18 protein-coding genes and 3 pseudogenes are annotated in these 17583 nt (G+C 54.1%); 3 read left to right on the top strand and 18 right to left on the bottom strand.

Features of this window, described 5'->3' with window-relative positions:
• Positions 1–27 precede the first annotated feature (27 nt).
• The 16 genes and pseudogenes from V6582_RS00825 to V6582_RS00755 form a co-directional block, all read right to left on the bottom strand.
• On the bottom strand, positions 28–1119 hold the full coding sequence (locus tag V6582_RS00825) for an IS5 family transposase (protein ID WP_349508847.1): 1092 nt from the start codon (positions 1117–1119) through the stop codon (positions 28–30).
• A gap of 17 nt (positions 1120–1136) precedes the next feature.
• Positions 1137–1934 carry a hypothetical protein gene (locus tag V6582_RS00820; protein WP_234889928.1) on the bottom strand — a complete coding sequence of 266 codons (798 nt, stop codon included), beginning with the start codon at positions 1932–1934 and terminating at the stop codon, positions 1137–1139.
• A gap of 15 nt (positions 1935–1949) precedes the next feature.
• On the bottom strand, positions 1950–2393 hold the full coding sequence (locus tag V6582_RS00815) for a hypothetical protein (RefSeq protein ID WP_234889927.1): 444 nt from the start codon (positions 2391–2393) through the stop codon (positions 1950–1952).
• Positions 2394–2792: 399 nt separating this feature from the next.
• A pseudogene (locus V6582_RS27490) lies at positions 2793–2876 on the bottom strand (IS5/IS1182 family transposase); the annotation flags it as partial.
• A gap of 52 nt (positions 2877–2928) precedes the next feature.
• Positions 2929–3033, bottom strand: a pseudogene (locus V6582_RS00810) (IS5/IS1182 family transposase); the annotation flags it as partial.
• A gap of 51 nt (positions 3034–3084) precedes the next feature.
• Entirely contained in the window at positions 3085–3267 is a 183-nt protein-coding gene (locus tag V6582_RS00805; protein WP_156634941.1) for a 2OG-Fe dioxygenase family protein, read from the bottom strand.
• A gap of 179 nt (positions 3268–3446) precedes the next feature.
• The gene (locus V6582_RS00800) at positions 3447–4280 is read right to left on the bottom strand and encodes an IS5 family transposase (protein WP_156634951.1); all 834 of its coding nucleotides are present in this window, start codon (positions 4278–4280) and stop codon (positions 3447–3449) included.
• A 263-nt stretch (positions 4281–4543) separates the two neighbouring features.
• Positions 4544–4897, bottom strand: coding sequence for an argininosuccinate synthase (locus tag V6582_RS00795; RefSeq protein ID WP_234889932.1), 354 nt, complete (start codon positions 4895–4897; stop codon positions 4544–4546).
• On the bottom strand, positions 4884–5111 hold the full coding sequence (locus tag V6582_RS00790) for a hypothetical protein (RefSeq protein ID WP_234889931.1): 228 nt from the start codon (positions 5109–5111) through the stop codon (positions 4884–4886). Before V6582_RS00790 ends, V6582_RS00795 begins: the two co-directional genes overlap by 14 nt.
• Complete coding sequence (locus tag V6582_RS00785; protein ID WP_349508864.1) at positions 5108–5581, bottom strand: DMT family transporter; 474 nt, start codon at positions 5579–5581, stop codon at positions 5108–5110. The genes V6582_RS00790 and V6582_RS00785 overlap by 4 nt, the downstream gene beginning before the upstream one ends.
• A gap of 239 nt (positions 5582–5820) precedes the next feature.
• Positions 5821–6912 carry an IS5 family transposase gene (locus V6582_RS00780; protein ID WP_349508847.1) on the bottom strand — a complete coding sequence of 364 codons (1092 nt, stop codon included), beginning with the start codon at positions 6910–6912 and terminating at the stop codon, positions 5821–5823.
• Positions 6913–7269: 357 nt separating this feature from the next.
• Positions 7270–7434: pseudogene (locus V6582_RS00775) on the bottom strand (DNA polymerase ligase N-terminal domain-containing protein); the annotation flags it as partial.
• A gap of 291 nt (positions 7435–7725) precedes the next feature.
• Positions 7726–10782: an efflux RND transporter permease subunit gene (locus V6582_RS00770; protein WP_337739359.1), complete on the bottom strand. Its 3057-nt coding sequence runs from the start codon at positions 10780–10782 to the stop codon at positions 7726–7728.
• Entirely contained in the window at positions 10779–11909 is a 1131-nt protein-coding gene (locus V6582_RS00765; protein ID WP_156633639.1) for an efflux RND transporter periplasmic adaptor subunit, read from the bottom strand. The genes V6582_RS00770 and V6582_RS00765 overlap by 4 nt, the downstream gene beginning before the upstream one ends.
• Positions 11909–12163: a hypothetical protein gene (locus V6582_RS00760; protein WP_337739360.1), complete on the bottom strand. Its 255-nt coding sequence runs from the start codon at positions 12161–12163 to the stop codon at positions 11909–11911. Before V6582_RS00760 ends, V6582_RS00765 begins: the two co-directional genes overlap by 1 nt.
• A gap of 334 nt (positions 12164–12497) precedes the next feature.
• Complete coding sequence (locus V6582_RS00755) at positions 12498–13082, bottom strand: cysteine hydrolase family protein (protein ID WP_156633641.1); 585 nt, start codon at positions 13080–13082, stop codon at positions 12498–12500.
• 230 nt (positions 13083–13312) lie between these two features.
• On the opposite strand from V6582_RS00755, the gene V6582_RS00750 reads away from it, so the two are divergent.
• The 3 genes from V6582_RS00750 to V6582_RS00740 all read left to right on the top strand — a co-directional run bounded on the left by V6582_RS00750 (position 13313) and on the right by V6582_RS00740 (position 15631).
• The gene (locus V6582_RS00750; protein WP_156633642.1) at positions 13313–13840 is read left to right on the top strand and encodes a DUF4142 domain-containing protein; all 528 of its coding nucleotides are present in this window, start codon (positions 13313–13315) and stop codon (positions 13838–13840) included.
• A gap of 133 nt (positions 13841–13973) precedes the next feature.
• The gene (locus V6582_RS00745; protein ID WP_156633643.1) at positions 13974–14201 is read left to right on the top strand and encodes a hypothetical protein; all 228 of its coding nucleotides are present in this window, start codon (positions 13974–13976) and stop codon (positions 14199–14201) included.
• A 254-nt stretch (positions 14202–14455) separates the two neighbouring features.
• Entirely contained in the window at positions 14456–15631 is a 1176-nt protein-coding gene (locus V6582_RS00740) for a zinc-dependent alcohol dehydrogenase (RefSeq protein WP_156633644.1), read from the top strand.
• Positions 15632–15784: 153 nt separating this feature from the next.
• Here the strand turns inward: V6582_RS00740 and V6582_RS00735 are convergent, their stop codons facing one another.
• Both V6582_RS00735 and V6582_RS00730 read right to left on the bottom strand, forming a co-directional pair.
• Entirely contained in the window at positions 15785–16489 is a 705-nt protein-coding gene (locus tag V6582_RS00735; RefSeq protein ID WP_156633645.1) for a DUF72 domain-containing protein, read from the bottom strand.
• 84 nt (positions 16490–16573) lie between these two features.
• On the bottom strand, positions 16574–17503 hold the full coding sequence (locus V6582_RS00730; protein WP_156633646.1) for an AraC family transcriptional regulator: 930 nt from the start codon (positions 17501–17503) through the stop codon (positions 16574–16576).
• Positions 17504–17583 lie beyond the last annotated feature (80 nt).

Below are 17583 nucleotides of genomic sequence, written 5' to 3'. Positions count from 1 at the left end.
CATTTCGGCCTTCCGGCCAGCTGCGCGTTATGCGGTCCGTGGTTTTCCAGTCAGCCAGACATAGCGAAGCATGTTGTAGGTGATATTGGCCATGCCGATCTTCACCCTCGCTCGGCTGATTCCGATGGTGCGCACGAAGAGCTTCATCTTGTCCTTCTGCCGCGCAAAGACATGTTCGATGGCGGAGCGGACCTTCGAACGACGGCCGTTGGCGCGCGACATCGCCTCCGGCATGGGTTTGCCCTTTGGCTTCTTCTGATGGATGTCGGACTTTAGGCCATTGTCCTGCAACCATTCCTCGTTGGTCTTGGAGCGATAGGCCGTATCGGCCCAGACCGTCGACGCGGTATTGTCTTTGGTCACTACGTTTCGAAGCTGGGCTCCGTCATGGGCGCTCGCACTCGTCACCGTCCATCCCCGGATAAAGCCATGGGCTCGGTCGATGCCTGCATGGTTTTTGTAACCAAACATTGGAATGGCAATATCGTGCTGGCCAGTCGTCGTCGACGTCGGCGTCTCCGTTGGCCGTTTCGCCTTGGAATACTTCACTGTCCATCGCGCGTCGCGGTCCTTCTGGGCCAGCCTGGCGGGTTTATCCTTCCAGTCCTCAGGGATTTCGCCGGCCTTGATCGCGTCTTTCTCGTCCTGGCTGTTATGTTGCTTGGGAGCCTGGATGATCGTGGCGTCAACGATCTGCCCGCCTTTGGCCAGATATCCGGAACGTGAGAGATGCTTGTCGAAACGGGCAAACAGATTATCAATGGCACCTGCACGCACCAAACTCTCTCGGAACAGCCAGATCGTCTTGGCATCCGGCACCTTCTGCGAAAGGGAAAGGCCAAGGAAACGCATAAACGACAGCCGGTCCTGGATAACAAACTCTGCTTGGTCGTCGGAGAGATTATAAAGCGCTTGCAGCACCAGGATTTTAAACATCAGAACCGACGGAAATGGTGGACGTCCACCCTTCGATCCGTCGGACCGCTTCAGCGCCTTCGCTAAAGGTTTTTCAAATATCGCCCATGGAATGATGCTGTTGAGCTTCTCCAGCGGATCGCCGACGGCACTCAGCCGTTCGTAACGATCATCCAAATCCCAAAAGCCCGGTTGCCCACGCATCATCCGCTCCCAGAAAATCACACTGGCCGGATTGAATCATGAAACGCGGAAAATGGGGAGGTTTTTAGAGGTGTCCAATTGCGGAATGCAGCAATCCCTTTTGAAACCTGTAAAACATAATCAAGCGATTGCGTATCCGGCACGGGTGAATTGGACCCAATGTTCCTGAAATAGGCGGCGACGGCTGAGTCGTTGTATGGATCAGTGGGAGCATCTGGCAACAGTTCCGCCGCTTGTACCGCTTCAGGGCTGCCAGGCAAGACCGCTGTCCCCCAGTCGAGAGCGCGTTGATGACATGTAATGCAGGCGGACATTGGGTTGTCGACCGGGCCATTGGCGCGCCCGAAAAGGCCGAGATTCTGCCTCGGGAGGGGATAAAACATAGTCGCGACCGCAGGATTGACCCAGCTTTCGGTCAGTGACATCGCTTGTTCGAGATAGGCTGTTGCATTCAACGCGGGATCGCTTCCCCAGATCAGACCGACCGGAACCAGGCGTTGATAAGGTGTATCGCCGGGCTGCATGGCATTGTAGACGAAAGTCCCGAAGAACCAGCCGTTGGGCGAACGCTTGTCCTTGATCGAGAGATCAAATTGCAAAAGCCGCATCGTCATGGTGCCGCCGTCCTTTTCTCCGGCAACTTCCCACTCCTTTGACCCTGCAAGATAAGGAACGCTGGAAGGCGTCGCTGAGGTGAACAGCATTTTGGCCGCAACGGCGCCCTCCGCGAATGCAAAATCAAGGGTTTTGGGAAAGGCCGGATCGGCCCAGATCTGGCCAAAACCGTAACAGGCCACATCGTTGTAGATCCCCACAGCGAAATTTCGCTCCTAATCCGTTTGCAGAGCGTGCAACTCCTTGGGGCGAGACCATCGTTCGGTCGTCATACCGTGCAGGGGTTCCCTCAGCATGAAGAACCATGGTGCATCGCACCATTCTTCGAGCATGTTGTCCTGAATGCGCCAATCGATATCGGGTCGGGCGTTCACTTTGGTAACGTAATTCAAGACGGCCTGCATGTAGTCAGCGGGATTCTTGAAGGGATCAATCGTCAACCAGGGCAACTTGCTGGTATCGGGCAAGGTCTTTGGAAAATCGTAGTGGATCTGGAACTTGCGATCCGTCTCGTGACCTTTCAGGGGCAGGCTGCTGGAGCAGTCGAACTTGGCTTTGGCTGCTGCTGCGAAACTGTTGTCGATGGGGGCGGAACAGTCGGCAAGAGCAGCTGAAACAGGCAAAAGAAAAATTGCTAAACAAAAAAGAACAGTTTTCATCATGGCTCCCAGCTCGGTGATGTTAAACCGATGTAAAGCCAAGAGTCTGGGATTGTAAATATGCAACCTGACGCGTGCTTTACGTTTATTTTTTAGTTTATCCAGGTGTGTTAACGGGTGATAATGCCCAGTTAATCCTGGCGCGTGCCCATCCGGCACGGTCTGGTGGCAGCTTGGCCAGGCTCTTTGAATGCAGGACCATCCCGACGTGATGCAGAGGGACGTCGATTACTAAATGGTTATGGCCAAAATCACCGGCCGCTGGGCGCAAATTGAAGGAAATCATCCATGAAAAAACGATGCATTCCTCCGAGCTCATGTAGAGCACCGTGCAGAAAATCGGATGCAACACGATGCTCTACTGCATATTTTCTCAGAGCCTGACTCTAAAAGCCTTAAACGATATCCGTATTTTGCCAAGCGTGGTGTCAGGACGGGGATGTGGGCGATAGTGATCCAGGCCTCGGCTGAAGCGAGGGACTTTCACGGCCTCGCGAAGATCGGTGCTGCGCGGCTTGCCCAATCGCTTCGCTCAAGGCAGGCAGGGCGAAATTAGCTCCCATTCCCGGTCCCTCAGATCGCTTGGATACCGCATTGCGCGTCGGTGATATTGTCGGCGGGTGATATCAGTCCAGCCCATTGGGGTCTCCGTTCGTCATAAGCAAACAAACAGAAGCGCAACTGGATTATTTCACGCAACTCTTTTTCGCGCAGTTTCTAATGGCTCAAAATGACGCTTGAAGCCGCCATTCAAGTGGTTACCCCGTTTGGATTGCTCATAAGAGGCATGAGGCAAGAGGCGGAATTTTTCGTCCTTGGAGCTATATTCGAAAGTGCTATATCGGCGATAACGGTAAGTTCTACCGTCACGCATATACTCATCCAACTATAAGCGGTTCCAGCGACCGGCAAAATCATAAAAATCGGCATCTATTTCAATGTAAAAGGCTGATTATGTATGTCGCTTCTTGGGAAGAAATCCGTTTTTCAGGAGATGGTCAACGCCTTCCTGCTTATTTTATAATTAGCCTTAGAGTCGGACTCGAAAAGCCTTCAATGATATCGATACCTTGCAAGGCGCCGAGTGATCAGGCGAATGTGGGCGATCATGATCCATGCCTGTGAGGAGGCGATGGACTTTTCTACGTCTTTTGCCAGTCTTCGGCATCTGCCAAGCCAGGCGAAGGTCCGCTCGACGACCCAGCGTCGTGGCAGCACGTCAAAGCCTTTCGCTTTGTCCGAGCGCTTGATGATCTCGACCGTCCAGCGCCCGATCTTCTTCAGTCGCCGCTTCAGCTTGTCGCCTGCATAACCACCATCGGCGAAGACATGCAGCAACCATGGCCACCTGTGGCGAATGGATTTCAGGAGATCGGGAGCACCGTCGCGATCCTGGATGTCGGCGCTGTGCACCATGAGGCCGACCATCAGGCCGAGCGTATCGACGATGATATGGCGCTTGCGCCCTTTGACCTTCTTGCCCGCATCGTAGCCTCGTATGCCGCCACTTTCCGTGGTTTTCACGCTCTGGCTATCGATCACGCCAGCCGTCGGGCTTGCCTCTCGGCCCTCCAACTCGCGAGCCTCCATCACCAGATGATGGTTGATACGTGTCCAAAGTCCCAGTGCACGCCATTCATAGAAATAACGCTGGACGGTTGAACAGGGCGGAAAGTCCTTTGGCAGCATGCGCCACTGGCAACCGGTCGTGGCGATGTAAAGCAGAGCGTTGACGACCTCGCGCAAATCAGTGGTGCGGGGACGGCCCAAGCGGCGGGGTATCGGCAGAAAAGGCTCAACCAAAACCCATTCCCGATCCGTCATGTCACTTGCGTAGCGTGCCGTGCGCCGGGCATAGTGCCGACGGGTGATTTCAGTCCAGGCCATCGTGTACTCCATCGAATCTTCGCAAATCCGAAGGAATCATAACCTGTTGAAATCACCCACCTCTTTTTGAGGCAGCCTCTTAGATGAGACTTACTTCAGAATGATAGATTCCTGTTGTCGTTGTTAAGCAAAGTCGAAATTTATAGCCGGTGTTGTCGCACCTGCAGCCTGGTATTCCAAGAGTACCCTGTCCCGGATATGTTTCGGATTGTGAGTAACGCCGGATACGGCCTCTTGGACCCAAGCTTGTTCGAGACCTTGCTTCAGGATGATCGAACCGGTGCTGAGAGACGCTTTTTCCAAGTGGCGCAAAGCGTCCATGATGATGGCTGCTGCAGGCGCTTCACGAACCTCAAGAACATCTCGCCGGACGAAATATGCTCGAGGCCGACGAACCGGCCATGACCGAATGTGCCGACTTTTTGATTCAAGATAGACATCGCCTTAATGAGCGTCATATTTTCATTATCAATGGAGACAAGATTCCCATCCAAAAAGCCAAGATTGAGATCTTCCCTCCCTCGGTCAGCAGCTTTTCTGGTCCAGGAAAAACTCTCGGGATCGTCCAAAGGACCAGACTCAAATTCCCTGCGCCATAGATTTTCATCTCCACTCAAGCAACGGTCCGTCAATGGTCTCTCCGACATTGACCGCAACCACCTGAACATCTTTAAAACCCAGGCTTTGCAATTTGTAGAGAAGGTACGTGCTGTCAAGGCCGCCGCTGAACATGGTAACGACCGGGGCGCTTCTGTCTGGTAAAGCGAGAAGATCTTCAAAATTTGAAACACGATTGGCAGATATCTTTATCGATTGTGGAACGAAATTCATGATCTTTTCCTGTTTTCGGAGAGAATTCCGGCAAAGGTCCCTGCGAGGATGAGGGCGGCACCCGATACGCTTGTCGCGCTGATCGGTTCGGCGAGCAAAAGATGTGCGAGAAGGAAGCCGAAAAAGGGCTCAGTTCCCATCAGAAATCCAACACGCGTTGGCGTTGTTCTCCTCACCGCCGCATTCTGTATGTAGAATGCGGCGATGGTGCAAAAGAGCGAAAGGAATGCGACTGCAAACCAAAATTGGGGATCGGCATCAACCGCAATGCTGCTGACACCAAATTGAGCGATCACGACAACCAAGGTCAGTGTTGTGACCGAAAAACCCTGGATTGCAGTGAGCGCCGCAGAGGAAATCTGGCGACCGACCATAAGCCGCTTTGTCGAGACAACCATAATAGCCCGCAATACTGCTGCACCCAAAACGAGCAAGTCACCTGCACCGAAGGCGTTTATACCGCCGGTCAAGATACCGACGCCAACGCAGCAAACGATAGCACTCGCAATAACGGCAGGCGGCGGTAGTTTCCGTGACAATCCGTAGTCCAGAATTGGTGTAAAAATTGGACACCTCGATTTACCGGTCGCAGTTGGCAAGATGGTGCCGTGGATGTATTTCCGCGATGAACTCGCGCGGATGATCGCCCATTTTTTGTGATGATTGCCGCATCTGCGGCATGCATTTCGGCCTTCCGGCCAGCTGCGCGTTATGCGGTCCGTGGTTTTCCAGTCAGCCAGACATAGCGAAGCATGTTGTAGGTGATATTGGCCATGCCGATCTTCACCCTCGCTCGGCTGATTCCGATGGTGCGCACGAAGAGCTTCATCTTGTCCTTCTGCCGCGCAAAGACATGTTCGATGGCGGAGCGGACCTTCGAACGACGGCCGTTGGCGCGCGACATCGCCTCCGGCATGGGTTTGCCCTTTGGCTTCTTCTGATGGATGTCGGACTTTAGGCCATTGTCCTGCAACCATTCCTCGTTGGTCTTGGAGCGATAGGCCGTATCGGCCCAGACCGTCGACGCGGTATTGTCTTTGGTCACTACGTTTCGAAGCTGGGCTCCGTCATGGGCGCTCGCACTCGTCACCGTCCATCCCCGGATAAAGCCATGGGCTCGGTCGATGCCTGCATGGTTTTTGTAACCAAACATTGGAATGGCAATATCGTGCTGGCCAGTCGTCGTCGACGTCGGCGTCTCCGTTGGCCGTTTCGCCTTGGAATACTTCACTGTCCATCGCGCGTCGCGGTCCTTCTGGGCCAGCCTGGCGGGTTTATCCTTCCAGTCCTCAGGGATTTCGCCGGCCTTGATCGCGTCTTTCTCGTCCTGGCTGTTATGTTGCTTGGGAGCCTGGATGATCGTGGCGTCAACGATCTGCCCGCCTTTGGCCAGATATCCGGAACGTGAGAGATGCTTGTCGAAACGGGCAAACAGATTATCAATGGCACCTGCACGCACCAAACTCTCTCGGAACAGCCAGATCGTCTTGGCATCCGGCACCTTCTGCGAAAGGGAAAGGCCAAGGAAACGCATAAACGACAGCCGGTCCTGGATAACAAACTCTGCTTGGTCGTCGGAGAGATTATAAAGCGCTTGCAGCACCAGGATTTTAAACATCAGAACCGACGGAAATGGTGGACGTCCACCCTTCGATCCGTCGGACCGCTTCAGCGCCTTCGCTAAAGGTTTTTCAAATATCGCCCATGGAATGATGCTGTTGAGCTTCTCCAGCGGATCGCCGACGGCACTCAGCCGTTCGTAACGATCATCCAAATCCCAAAAGCCCGGTTGCCCACGCATCATCCGCTCCCAGAAAATCACACTGGCCGGATTGAATCATGAAACGCGGAAAATGGGGAGGTTTTTAGAGGTGTCCAATTACACAAAGGGAGATGATTTGGCGATCTATTCGTGCCAATCATGTATTCACGACAGAAGAGATATAATGCGACCAAATATTGAATAAAAGTGTATGTCAATATCTCATGATAATGACGGCGTTAAATAGAAAAATTAGAATTTATTAGATTTAACTGCCTCAACGAAATTGGCATTTGGGCGCCGGTTTTGCCAACCGGAAATGGGCAAAAACAAAGATCTACAGCGCCGTATCACAACCATACTGCTCCTTGGGAATCGAGCAGCGGCCCTTGGTCCCACCACCCAGGGCTTTAAGACGCCGTCCAGTTCTAGCCGCAGGTCGCAATGAAGCCGGGTAGCGTCATGTATTTGGATCACGAAGCGGCGGCGCTTGGACGGGTTCACTCCAACGTCACCGTTTGGCTCGGCGGTGTTCTTGAAGTCAAGCTTCGCACGGTATTTGAAAGACTATCAAGCGTTGTTCGCATCTTATACGAAGATTCATTAAAAATGACTCTTCGTATTCCTTTTGAAAATATCTCAAGCATCTGATGCATTTGTGATATTTTCAATTTCTTCAAGTCGAGGATGCGTGAGCATGTCAGAGACTTGGTATTAAAGGCAGTTGCCAATATTCCTGTAGCTGGAATATTGGCGCTCAACATCGAGTTTAGCGGAATCAAATGTCTGCGTCCCTTTGACATGGGTGCAGCGGAACGTCTGTTCCCACTTTCCGGCCCAGATGCGGCAAGTTTAGGAGCCCAGTCGGAGCCTCGCTTTAAGCCAGATCAGAAGATCATCTAAAAATGTGAACACCACCGGGATGACCAGGAGGCTCAAGAAGGTTGAGGTCAACAATCCGCCAATCACGACGATGCCCATGGGTTGACGGAAGCTCGAGTCACCAGCGACGAGGCTGAGTGCTGCTGGTGCCATGCCGCCAGCCATGGCGATTGTGGTCATAATGATTGGACGCGCGCGTTTGTGACACGCATCGACAAGGGCGTCATAACGAGACATGCCTCCCCGACGTGCTTCAATCGCATATTCCACAAGCAGAATGGAGTTTTTGGAGACGATTCCGATCAAAAGGAGCAGACCAATGACCGCAGGCATCGAGAAGCTGGTGCCGGTCAGCACAAGCGGCAGCATTGCCCCGCCAAGTGCCAGCGGAATTGCCATCAGGATGGTGACTGGTTGCAGGAAATCATGGAAGAGAAGGACAAGAACGGCGTAGATGCAAAAGATGCCAATCGCTATCGCCGTAGCGAAACTATCGAACAACTCTGTCTGACGCTTCAATTCGCCCTGTTCGACAAATTTTACCCCTTGTGGCAGGTTTTTATAGCCCGGCAACTGAGCGGCCTCAGCCGTGACGGCCGATAGGCTCCTGCCATTCAGTTCAATGGTCAGGGTGACATTGCGTGATCGGTCGAGCCGATTGATTTCGCTTGGGCTCGACCCAATTGAAATATCAGCGATTGCCCCTAAGGCAACATTGCCAGCACTGCCCTCAACCGGGATAAGAGATATTGCGTCCAGTGACTGACGGTTTGTTGTGTCCAGCATGACCCGGATCTTGATCTGCCGTTCTGGGAGATTAAGCTTGGGCAGTGAAGTATCATAGGCTCCTGCCGTCGCCACCCGAATAGCCTGCGCAATCGCCTTGGACGTCACACCCAAGGACGCGGCTTTCGCCAAATCCGGTTTGATGATGATCTCTGGTGACTGCATGGCCGCAGAGGATGTCACGTTGCCAATGCCTGACAATGTGCGCAGACCCGTCTCGAGGCTGGCGGCTGCCTTTTCCAGAACTTCGGAGTCATCCCCGGACAACGTCAGAGTGAGCTGCGTGCCATTGCCGCCAGTGCCTGTTTCGAGGCGGAGACCGGGCACTTTTTCCAATGCTTTCCGTAAATCCGCTTCGATCTGTGACTGCTTGACATCGCGCTCGCCAATCGGCGTCAGGTTGACAACAATCGTGGCGCTGTTGGTGCTGGACGTTGTTGTACTGTTCGCACCGCCTCCGGTGGAAGCTGTCCCTGTTGCCTGAAACACCGAGGTAACATGATTAACCTTGGAGATGATTTCGGATGCCTTTCGAGACGCTTCGTCCGTTGTCTCAATCGTCGATCCTGTCGGTGTCGTGATGGTAACCTTGGTTTGGGCATCGTCAGATGCCGGAAAAAAGCCAGTCGACAAATGGCTCAGAAGCAGAAGCGTGAATGCCAAAAATCCGACTGTTCCCAGCACCGGTATCCAGCGACGCCGGAGCGCCCCTTTTACGAGCCAGATATAGGACCGCATCAAACGACCGTCCTCTTTTTCTTCTGTACTGCCTGGCTTCAATATGTAAGCCGCCATCATCGGCGTGACCAATCGTGCAACCAAAAGAGAAGCAAGAACAGCCACGGAGGCCGTGACGCCGAATTGCTTGAAAATGATGCCGACCACCCCGCCCATGAAGGCGGTGGGCAAAAACACGGCGACCAATGTGAAGGTTGTGGCAATAACCGCCAAGCCGATTTCGTTGGCCGCTTCCATCGCCGCATCGAAGGGGCTTTTTCCCATTCTAAGGTGTCGCTCGATATTCTCGATTTCGACAATCGCGTCATCGACAAGAATACCAACGACCAGGGACAGCGCCAGAAGCGTGATGGTGTTCAGCGTGTAGCCACAAAAATACATCGCGAGGAATGTGGGTATGATCGACAGCGGCAAGGCGACCGCCGCCAGAAGTGTTGCACGCCAATCGCGCAGGAACATCCAGACCACCAGGACCGCGATGACCGCACCCTCGTAGATCATGTCCATTGACGATTCATAATTTTGCTCGGTCGGAACAATGGTGTTGTAGGCTTCCTCGATTGTCACCTGCGGATTGGCGGCGGCAAATGCCTTCATCGCTATGCGGACATCGTCGGTGACGGCGATATCTGAATAGCCCTTGGACCGTTTGATTTGGGCGGCAATGACGGGTTTGCCATTGAGATAAGCAAGCGAGGTCAAGTCGCTTTGGGAATCGGTCACTGTGCCGAGTTCGTCCAGCCTGACCCAACTGCCCTTTGGCAGGGGGACTGGCATTGCGCGCAGTTGATCGGCATTTTCTGCCGCTGCCAGGGTTCGCACAGACTGGCTTTCACCACCAATTCGTCCTTTTCCGCCAGACAGATAGGTTTGCACGGCCTCAAGCTGGGTATTGATGTCATTTGCGGTCAATCCCAGGCTGTCGAGCATGTTAGAGTTGAGCTCTACCCTGATCTCCCGATCGATGCCGCCCAAACGGCCAACCTCACCCACGCCTTTGACAGCCATCAGCGCTTTTGACATGTCGTTATCGATGAACCACGACAGTTCTGCATCGTCCAGCTTGTCGGAATGCACCACGAAGGTGATCAGCGGAGAAGAGTTCAGCGATTGCTTTGAGACGGTTGGATCATCCATATCTTGCGGCAGGTCGCTTTTCGCCTGATCGACCGCGCTTTTCACCTCGTCCAATGCGGCTTGCGTATCTTTCCCAACCTCAAATGCGACAGAAATGCTCACGGAGCCGTCCGTGATCGTCGTGGTCACCGAATCCAGCTTGCTCAGGCCGGTCAGTTTGTCCTCAATCTTGCGGGCCACTTCCGTTTCAAGTTGAGCGGCCGCCGCACCGTCCAGCGTTGCGCTGATATTGATGGTTGGAAGATCCATATCCGGGAAGTTTTGAATGTCGAGACGGTTGAACGCCCAAAGGCCGCAGGCCGTCAACAATGCAAAAAGCAGCAACGGCGGGACAGGATTGCGAATAGACCAAGAGGAGAAATTCACTTGGATTCCTCCTTCGCTGCCGCATCATTGCTGTCTACAACGTGGACAACAGAGCCGTCTGCCAGGAATACGCCGCCCGACGCTACAATGTCTTCGCTCTTCTCAATTCCCGAAATGATTTCAACACGATTGTCCTGCCGCCGTCCAAGTTTTACCCGCTTGCGTATCACCGTTTTTTTGTCTGTCGAGTTCAAAATGAACACATAGGAGAAGCCGTCCTTGAGGATGACAGCCGTGGCAGGCACTGTAAGTGCATCCGTGTTGTTGAATTCAAAGTAGCCGCTGGCGAGGATGCCGATTTTGGGGCTCTCCATCCCTTTCGTGGGGGTCAATGTCACATAGACGATCACGCGACCATTGTCGGTTGACATCGAAGGCGCCACCATCCTCACCACACCCTGCACGTTGCCGCGCGGCGTTGGGATGACGGCTTTCGTTCCGACCTTGACATCAGCCAGCCGAGTATACGGCAACTCGGCCTTCCATTCGATGCGATTTTGCCGGATCAATTTGAACAGTTCACCACCGGCGGTGACCACATCGCCAAGAGACGCCGAGCGCTCGGATATGACCCCGTCGTCCACCGCATACACCCTGGTCCTGTCCAGGGTGAGTTGGGATGACGCCAACGCAGCCCGCGCCGAGAAGAGAGAGGCTTTCGCTTTCCGCTCCGTAATCAGATATTCCGTTATCTGTTGGCTTGATAGTGCGCCAGAACTCGTCAATCCCCGGGCCCGGTCACCATTCGCTATTGCTTGATCGAGATCCGCTTCCGCTTTTTCGACATTCGCTTGTTGTTGCTCCAGGTCAGCTTGGGCTGACTCGGGCGCAAACTGCACCAGCAAATCGCCTTTTTTCACGTATGAGCCAACATCTGCTTTGACCTCAGTGACCTTCATGCCGCTGGTTTCTGCTGCGATTGTCGCTTCATGCCAGGCGGCAAGGCGACCACTTGCAGGGATAATCACAGGCCATAGCAAAACCTCCGGCTTGACCAGGCTAACACTCAGCGCGGCTGCCTGATCCGTCTTTTGTTCACTGTCCTGGCCTCGGGCAGCGAAGGCGATCATGACAAAAGACCCCATGGCGAGCATTGCCGCGAGAGAACTGATAGAAAGTTTGCGCATCAATAAATTCCCATTGCAGAGGTCGGCGCACCCATAAGGGCGGTGCACCCGCCTCCCGAAGACGTGCGGAGTGCGACCCAAGAGCGGACGATGTCACACTTGATTTCAATGAAGGTGATAGCAGCAGGCCACACATCGCCATGCGGTGCGTTCACTCGAAAGCACGCCGTATCCACGTCGATAGCAGTTGCCAAAAGGTCAGGTTTATCAAGCGTTACCGCAATATCGCGATCCACAATAGCGTTGCCGCTCACGTGCTTGTCCGAAAGACTTTCTCGTCCCGTCAAAGCCAGCAATGCCTCGGTGACGAAAATTGATATGGACCTAATAATGGTACTCCGCTTGAATTCGTGGTGCCCTCAGCATTCGGCCGCACTATAAGCATCTTCATGTTAATGTCAGTTAAGAATATGTAAAATTATGTAAAGATGCCGGACTTTGCGGCTTCAGACCGAGTAATATAGCTGTGTTGCCCTGTTGGCCACGTGACAGATTTATTGCTGATGCAGCCTATAAAGGGGTGCCAGCCCTCGACCTTCTGGAAATATGCGTTTGCGAGATCGTTGCAGTCGTTATTCCGCCACCCCGTCAGGCAGCCAATCTTAAAAAATCCTCGGTCTTCATAAGCTCCAGTTGCACCGAGAAACGATCCCCGAGCAATTCGAGCGAGGCTTCATGGGTGTCATCGGCGGCGCTGCAGACCGCGTCAGTCAGGAGGAGGACACGATAACCAAGATCTATGGCGCCAAGTGTTGTCGCGAGAACGCAGACGTCTGTCTCCCCGCCGGTGATGACAAGGGTAGATGTGCCTTCGGATTGGAGGACGGCATGAAGACGGCCATCGACCCAGGGCGAATACGTACGCTTGTCGAATTGGCGCGCAGGCGGCATCAATGCGGCCAGCGACGGGACGATGTCGACCATTTCGGGCGCGAGATGCGTACCGGTCATCATCCACCATTTTTCATAGTAATCATGCCAGCGGCCTTGGGCGTCGCCGATATGTTGCGGCGGAACAAACCGGGTAAAGATAGTCGAGACTGGGTAACGGCCCGCAAGTTCAAGCACTTGAGGAGAAATGCGCTCCAGCCACGGCATCCGCCATGGGGTGTCTTCTGCGAACATGCGCTGCATATCAACGCAAAGATGGCGCCATTCGCCCAAAACTTTCATCTGGTTTCACCTCCTGTCGGCTGAAAGTTTCCAACCTCACAAAGGTTCCACAACCGCAAACGATCCCAAGCTTTCTATGGATAGGCCGCGTGAGGATCGCTCGATGTAAATGGCCATCGCCGCAGCTGTTTTTCATCGCAAGACCGAAAAATACAGAAGAAGAGGCAATTCGATTGGAACACTCAACGCTGGATCGTTGTTAGAGCAACAGGACAATCATGGAGGTTCCAATGAAACATCTGGTTATCGCGTCGCTTGCTCTCGTCCTTGCAGGACCGGCCCTCGCACAATCTGCAGCCGAGAAGTCCGGCGTCAATTCCCTGATCGGCGTTGCGCCCAAGACAGAAGATTTCGTGAAGGAGGCAGCAAGCAGCGACATGTTTGAGATTGCCTCGAGCAAGCTCGCAATCGAGCGCGGTGATGAAGCGACAAAGGCCTTTGCGCAGAAAATGTTGTCCGACCATCAGAAAACCACCGACGAATTGAAGGCACTGGTCGCAAGCGGAAAGGTCAAAGCCCCGCTTCCTCAGGCGATGACATCGAGCCAGCAGAGCATGCTCGACAAACTGAATGGCTTGCAAGGCGCAGATTTCAACAAGCAGTATCACGCCGATCAGGAATCCGTGCATGAAGATGCGGTCGATCTTTTCAAGCGTTACGGTGACGAAGGCGATAATGCCGATCTCAAGACCTGGGCCGCGACAACACGACCGGCACTGGAGCATCACCTCATGATGGCGAAGGATCTCAACAAGTAAGCCGTTCGACATGAACGCAAGCAGCCTGGCCGATGAAGAGGCAGGAACGCTGAAGCCCACCCGATCTGGGAAAGCAAGGGTGGGAGCGATGCATCAGTGAAAATCGCGGTCAGCCAAAATCAGGAGCAGTAAGATGCAAAATAGAGATCAGAAATCGAAAGTCGAGCAGGATGCGCGCGGCCAGTCCGAAAGCAACCATGCGGGTGGGTCGAATGATGGGGTTAGCAGCGCAAAACCCCGCGTCATTACCCATTCGGACGATGCCACCGTGAACAACAAGACCCCTGGTCGCAAGCAAGGCAAGGACTGGGATATCAATTACGATGATCGTGACATGAAGGACGGCGAGTTTCGAGGGTAACGCACACCCTTGATCCGCAAGGCGCGAAAACTCTGGAAAGGCGGCAACACGCGAAGCTCCGCGCTGCCGCCTATCCTTCTGCGTGCTGTCCTTCTGCGTGGCCGTGCTGATCTCGCCATTGGCCGTTCAGCGTTCCGATCAATATCCGCTGGCCAGTCTACATTATCGGGTTTTTGCTCTCATTTTGACCGTCACCACCCGGATTTGCGCCGACGGGACCGCCGCGATCCATTCATTATTCGAGGAGATATTTTATGAAAGCACTGTGCTGGCATGGCAAAGGTGACATTCGCTGCGACAGCGTTCCAGATCCACAAATTGAAGATGGCCGTGACGTCATCATCAAGATGACCGCATGTGCAATTTGTGGCTCGGATCTTCATCTCATGGATGGCTACATTCCTTTCATGGAAAAGGGCGATATTCTTGGCCACGAGTTCATGGGCGAGGTGGTCGAAGTCGGTCGCGACAACAAGAAGCTGAAGGTCGGCGACAGGGTCGTCGTGCCCTTCACTATCTGCTGTGGTGAATGCCAGCAGTGCCTTAAAGGCAACTGGTCTGTCTGCGAACGCACCAATCGCACTGCCGATAATGCAACCAAGGCATTCGGTTATCCGACCGCTGGCCTGTTCGGCTATTCGCACCTGACCGGCGCCTATGCCGGTGGCCAGGCAGAGTATGTCCGCGTTCCCTACGCCGATGTTTCCCCAATCATCATTCCCAATGGGATGACGGATGAACAGGCACTGTTTCTCGGCGACATTTTTCCAACCGGATGGATGGCCGCAGCCAACTGTGAGATCGAACCGACGGATATCGTTGCTATCTGGGGCTGTGGCCCCGTTGGCCAGTTCTGTATCAAAAGTGCGTTGATGCAGGGGGCGGCACGTGTCATCGCGATCGATAACGTGCCGGAGCGTCTGGCGCTGGCGCAGCAAGCCGGAGCCGAAATCATCAATTTCGATGATGAGGATGCAACCATCCCGGATCGGATCAAGGAAATGACCGGTGGTCATGGCGCCGATAAATGCATTGATGCCGTTGGCGCAGAGTCGCACGCGACGGCCTCGTTCGATGCAATTGTTGACAAAGTGAAGGCCGCGACCCTGCTTGGCACGGATCGCCCACATGCCCTACGAGCCGCGATCATGGCCTGCCGTCCGGGTGGAATCGTGTCAGTTCCTGGCGTTTATGGCGGTTTCCTCGACAAGATCCCTTTTGGGGCCGCTATGAACAAGGGCTTGACGATCCGCACTGGCCAGACCCATGTGAACCGGTATTCGCTCGATCTGCTTCGCCGCATCGAGGAAGGGGAGATCGACCCGAGCTTCATCATCACGCATCGGGCGAAGCTCGAGGACGGCCCGGCCCTCTATGAAACCTTCCGAGACAAGAAGGATAACTGCATCAAAGTCGTACTGACGGCGTAAGATGGTGAATGCTGGGGCGGACGCTCTCAAGGAAGTGTCTCAAAGTTTCGGAGCAAAATACGGCTTCGAAACTTTCCTTGAGGCGATGGTCGAAATTAGACGGGACAGTCGTGTGGACCATCGTAGATTGCCAGACCTTCTAAATAGGGCTGGCTAGCGCCCGCCGCTCACCAAATCCTTCATCTTCAGAGCGTCCTCAATCGCAGCGCCGGACGCGGTATTATCGAAGACGCACCAGCTATCCGGGGCCAGCAGCTTTGAAAAGGAGCTTATCTCGTCGTCCTTGTAGCTCGAATAGTAGATTTTCGGCTTACCGTGCAAACGGACATAGTAGGGAGCTTCTTTGAAGCCTTCTATGGGCCACACCAACGCAGGGTCGGCAAGAACGCGAGAGATATCGTATGTCTTGAGCAGATCTGTCACCTCCGCCGATGACCAGCTTTTGTGCCGTACCTCGATGACGATCCGTCCGGAATCGGCGTCCCGCATTGTCTTAAATGCCGCTTCGAGCTCTTTGGCATCGAACGCCAAAGACGGGGGCAATTGGCAAAGGAGCGGACCGCGTTTCTCTCCAAGAGGCGCTATATCCTCGAGAAAGGTGCCGAACGGCCCCTCAATATCTTGCATAGCTCGGGTATGGGTGATCTCTTTGGGGATCTTGACCGAAAATCGAAAACTGTCGGGCACGGACTCGGCCCACCGCGCGAAGGTCGATATCTTGTGCCGTCGGTAGAAGGTCGAATTGATTTCCACGCCGTTGAATACGGACGCATATCTCGTCAATCCGCTGCCTTCCTTGGCAAATCGGTCGGCCACCGTTTTCGGAATCGACCAAGCAGCGGTTGCTATGATCGGCATATCAATGATCTCCTATGAGCCGTTCACGCTTGCTGTTTCCAGAGGGTTTCTGCTCTCCATGGAATCGAAGCAACGCTATAGGTCTTATTTTTGCGCATTTCCGATTGGCAAAACCGCCGAAGTGGTCACAGGGTTCCGGCCCTGTTTGGAAGGCGCATCTATTGGCATCGGATCCTGCGGCTGCCTGTCATCGGCGGGCAGGGAGATGGACCCTTTGAGGTACTGACGTGGCGAGCTTCCAAGCATGCGCCGAAACATCGTTGTGAATGCAGCGATGCTTTCATAACCGACATCCATGGCAACGGTTGTCACCGCATCGCCCGCAGTCAATCGCGGCAAGGCCGCAAAGAGACATGCTTGCTGGCGCCAGGTTGCGAAACTAACACCCGTCTCTGCGCGGAAAAGCCGGGTGAAGGAGCGACGGCTGATGCCGAGCCGCATCGCCCAATCGTCGATCTCGGACCGGGCGGCTGGCATCTTCAAAAAATCGTGACAGAGTGCTGCAAGCCGCGGATCTCCCGGAAACGGAAGTCCGAGCGGACGATCGGGAAGGCGATTGATCTCATCCAGCAGTAGCCCTCGGATCAGCATCTTGCGATGGTCGGTTGTCAACTGACTGTCCTCATCGACCACCTCGGCAATAAGGCATATGGCGAGTGCCGTGATCTCGACGACACGGGGCCGGTCCGTCCTCAGCGCATCTTGCTCTATATAGATGGACTGCATTTCAACCCGGCTGATGGTTTGGGCAGAATGGACCAGACCAGCCGGGATAATAAGCCCATGCCCAGGCGGGATCATCCATCGCCCCTCGGCGGTGCTGACCACCACCACCCCCTCAAGCGCACACCAGATCTGGGTTCGGGAGTGACTGTGAAGGGGAACCCTATGTCCTGCCCCATAAATTCGCCGTAGCGCCAGAACGGGATCGTTGGCACCCTCAATGAGAACAAGGCTCTCCGGATGATCTTTTGAAAAGCGTTTGCTTGTGTCGGTCAGATCCACAGTTCGCATTTGGCCCACTCACGAAAGAAATAGACCAAAACACAAAAGCAGGCCACGAGCAATCCTTGTAAAACGGCGTTAAAACAAGC

Origin of the sequence: Agrobacterium vitis (genome assembly GCF_037039395.1) — a bacterium.
GTDB classification, from domain to species: Bacteria; Pseudomonadota; Alphaproteobacteria; order Rhizobiales; family Rhizobiaceae; genus Allorhizobium; species Allorhizobium vitis_E.
This window is presented reverse-complemented; position numbering and strand designations above follow the sequence as displayed.

Excerpts from the sequence above, each read along its gene's own strand:
- V6582_RS00825 (WP_349508847.1), bottom strand. The coding sequence starts at position 1,119 with ATGCGTGGGCAACCGGGCTTTTGGGATTTGGATGATCGTTACGAACGG.
- V6582_RS00815 (WP_234889927.1), bottom strand. The coding sequence starts at position 2,393 with ATGAAAACTGTTCTTTTTTGTTTAGCAATTTTTCTTTTGCCTGTTTCA.
- V6582_RS00805 (WP_156634941.1), bottom strand. The coding sequence starts at position 3,267 with ATGCGTGACGGTAGAACTTACCGTTATCGCCGATATAGCACTTTCGAA.
- V6582_RS00800 (WP_156634951.1), bottom strand. The coding sequence starts at position 4,280 with ATGGCCTGGACTGAAATCACCCGTCGGCACTATGCCCGGCGCACGGCA.
- V6582_RS00790 (WP_234889931.1), bottom strand. The coding sequence starts at position 5,111 with ATGAATTTCGTTCCACAATCGATAAAGATATCTGCCAATCGTGTTTCA.
- V6582_RS00780 (WP_349508847.1), bottom strand. The coding sequence starts at position 6,912 with ATGCGTGGGCAACCGGGCTTTTGGGATTTGGATGATCGTTACGAACGG.
- V6582_RS00765 (WP_156633639.1), bottom strand. The coding sequence starts at position 11,909 with ATGCGCAAACTTTCTATCAGTTCTCTCGCGGCAATGCTCGCCATGGGG.
- V6582_RS00755 (WP_156633641.1), bottom strand. The coding sequence starts at position 13,082 with ATGAAAGTTTTGGGCGAATGGCGCCATCTTTGCGTTGATATGCAGCGC.
- V6582_RS00750 (WP_156633642.1), top strand. The coding sequence starts at position 13,313 with ATGAAACATCTGGTTATCGCGTCGCTTGCTCTCGTCCTTGCAGGACCG.
- V6582_RS00745 (WP_156633643.1), top strand. The coding sequence starts at position 13,974 with ATGCAAAATAGAGATCAGAAATCGAAAGTCGAGCAGGATGCGCGCGGC.
- V6582_RS00740 (WP_156633644.1), top strand. The coding sequence starts at position 14,456 with ATGAAAGCACTGTGCTGGCATGGCAAAGGTGACATTCGCTGCGACAGC.
- V6582_RS00735 (WP_156633645.1), bottom strand. The coding sequence starts at position 16,489 with ATGCCGATCATAGCAACCGCTGCTTGGTCGATTCCGAAAACGGTGGCC.
- V6582_RS00730 (WP_156633646.1), bottom strand. The coding sequence starts at position 17,503 with ATGCGAACTGTGGATCTGACCGACACAAGCAAACGCTTTTCAAAAGAT.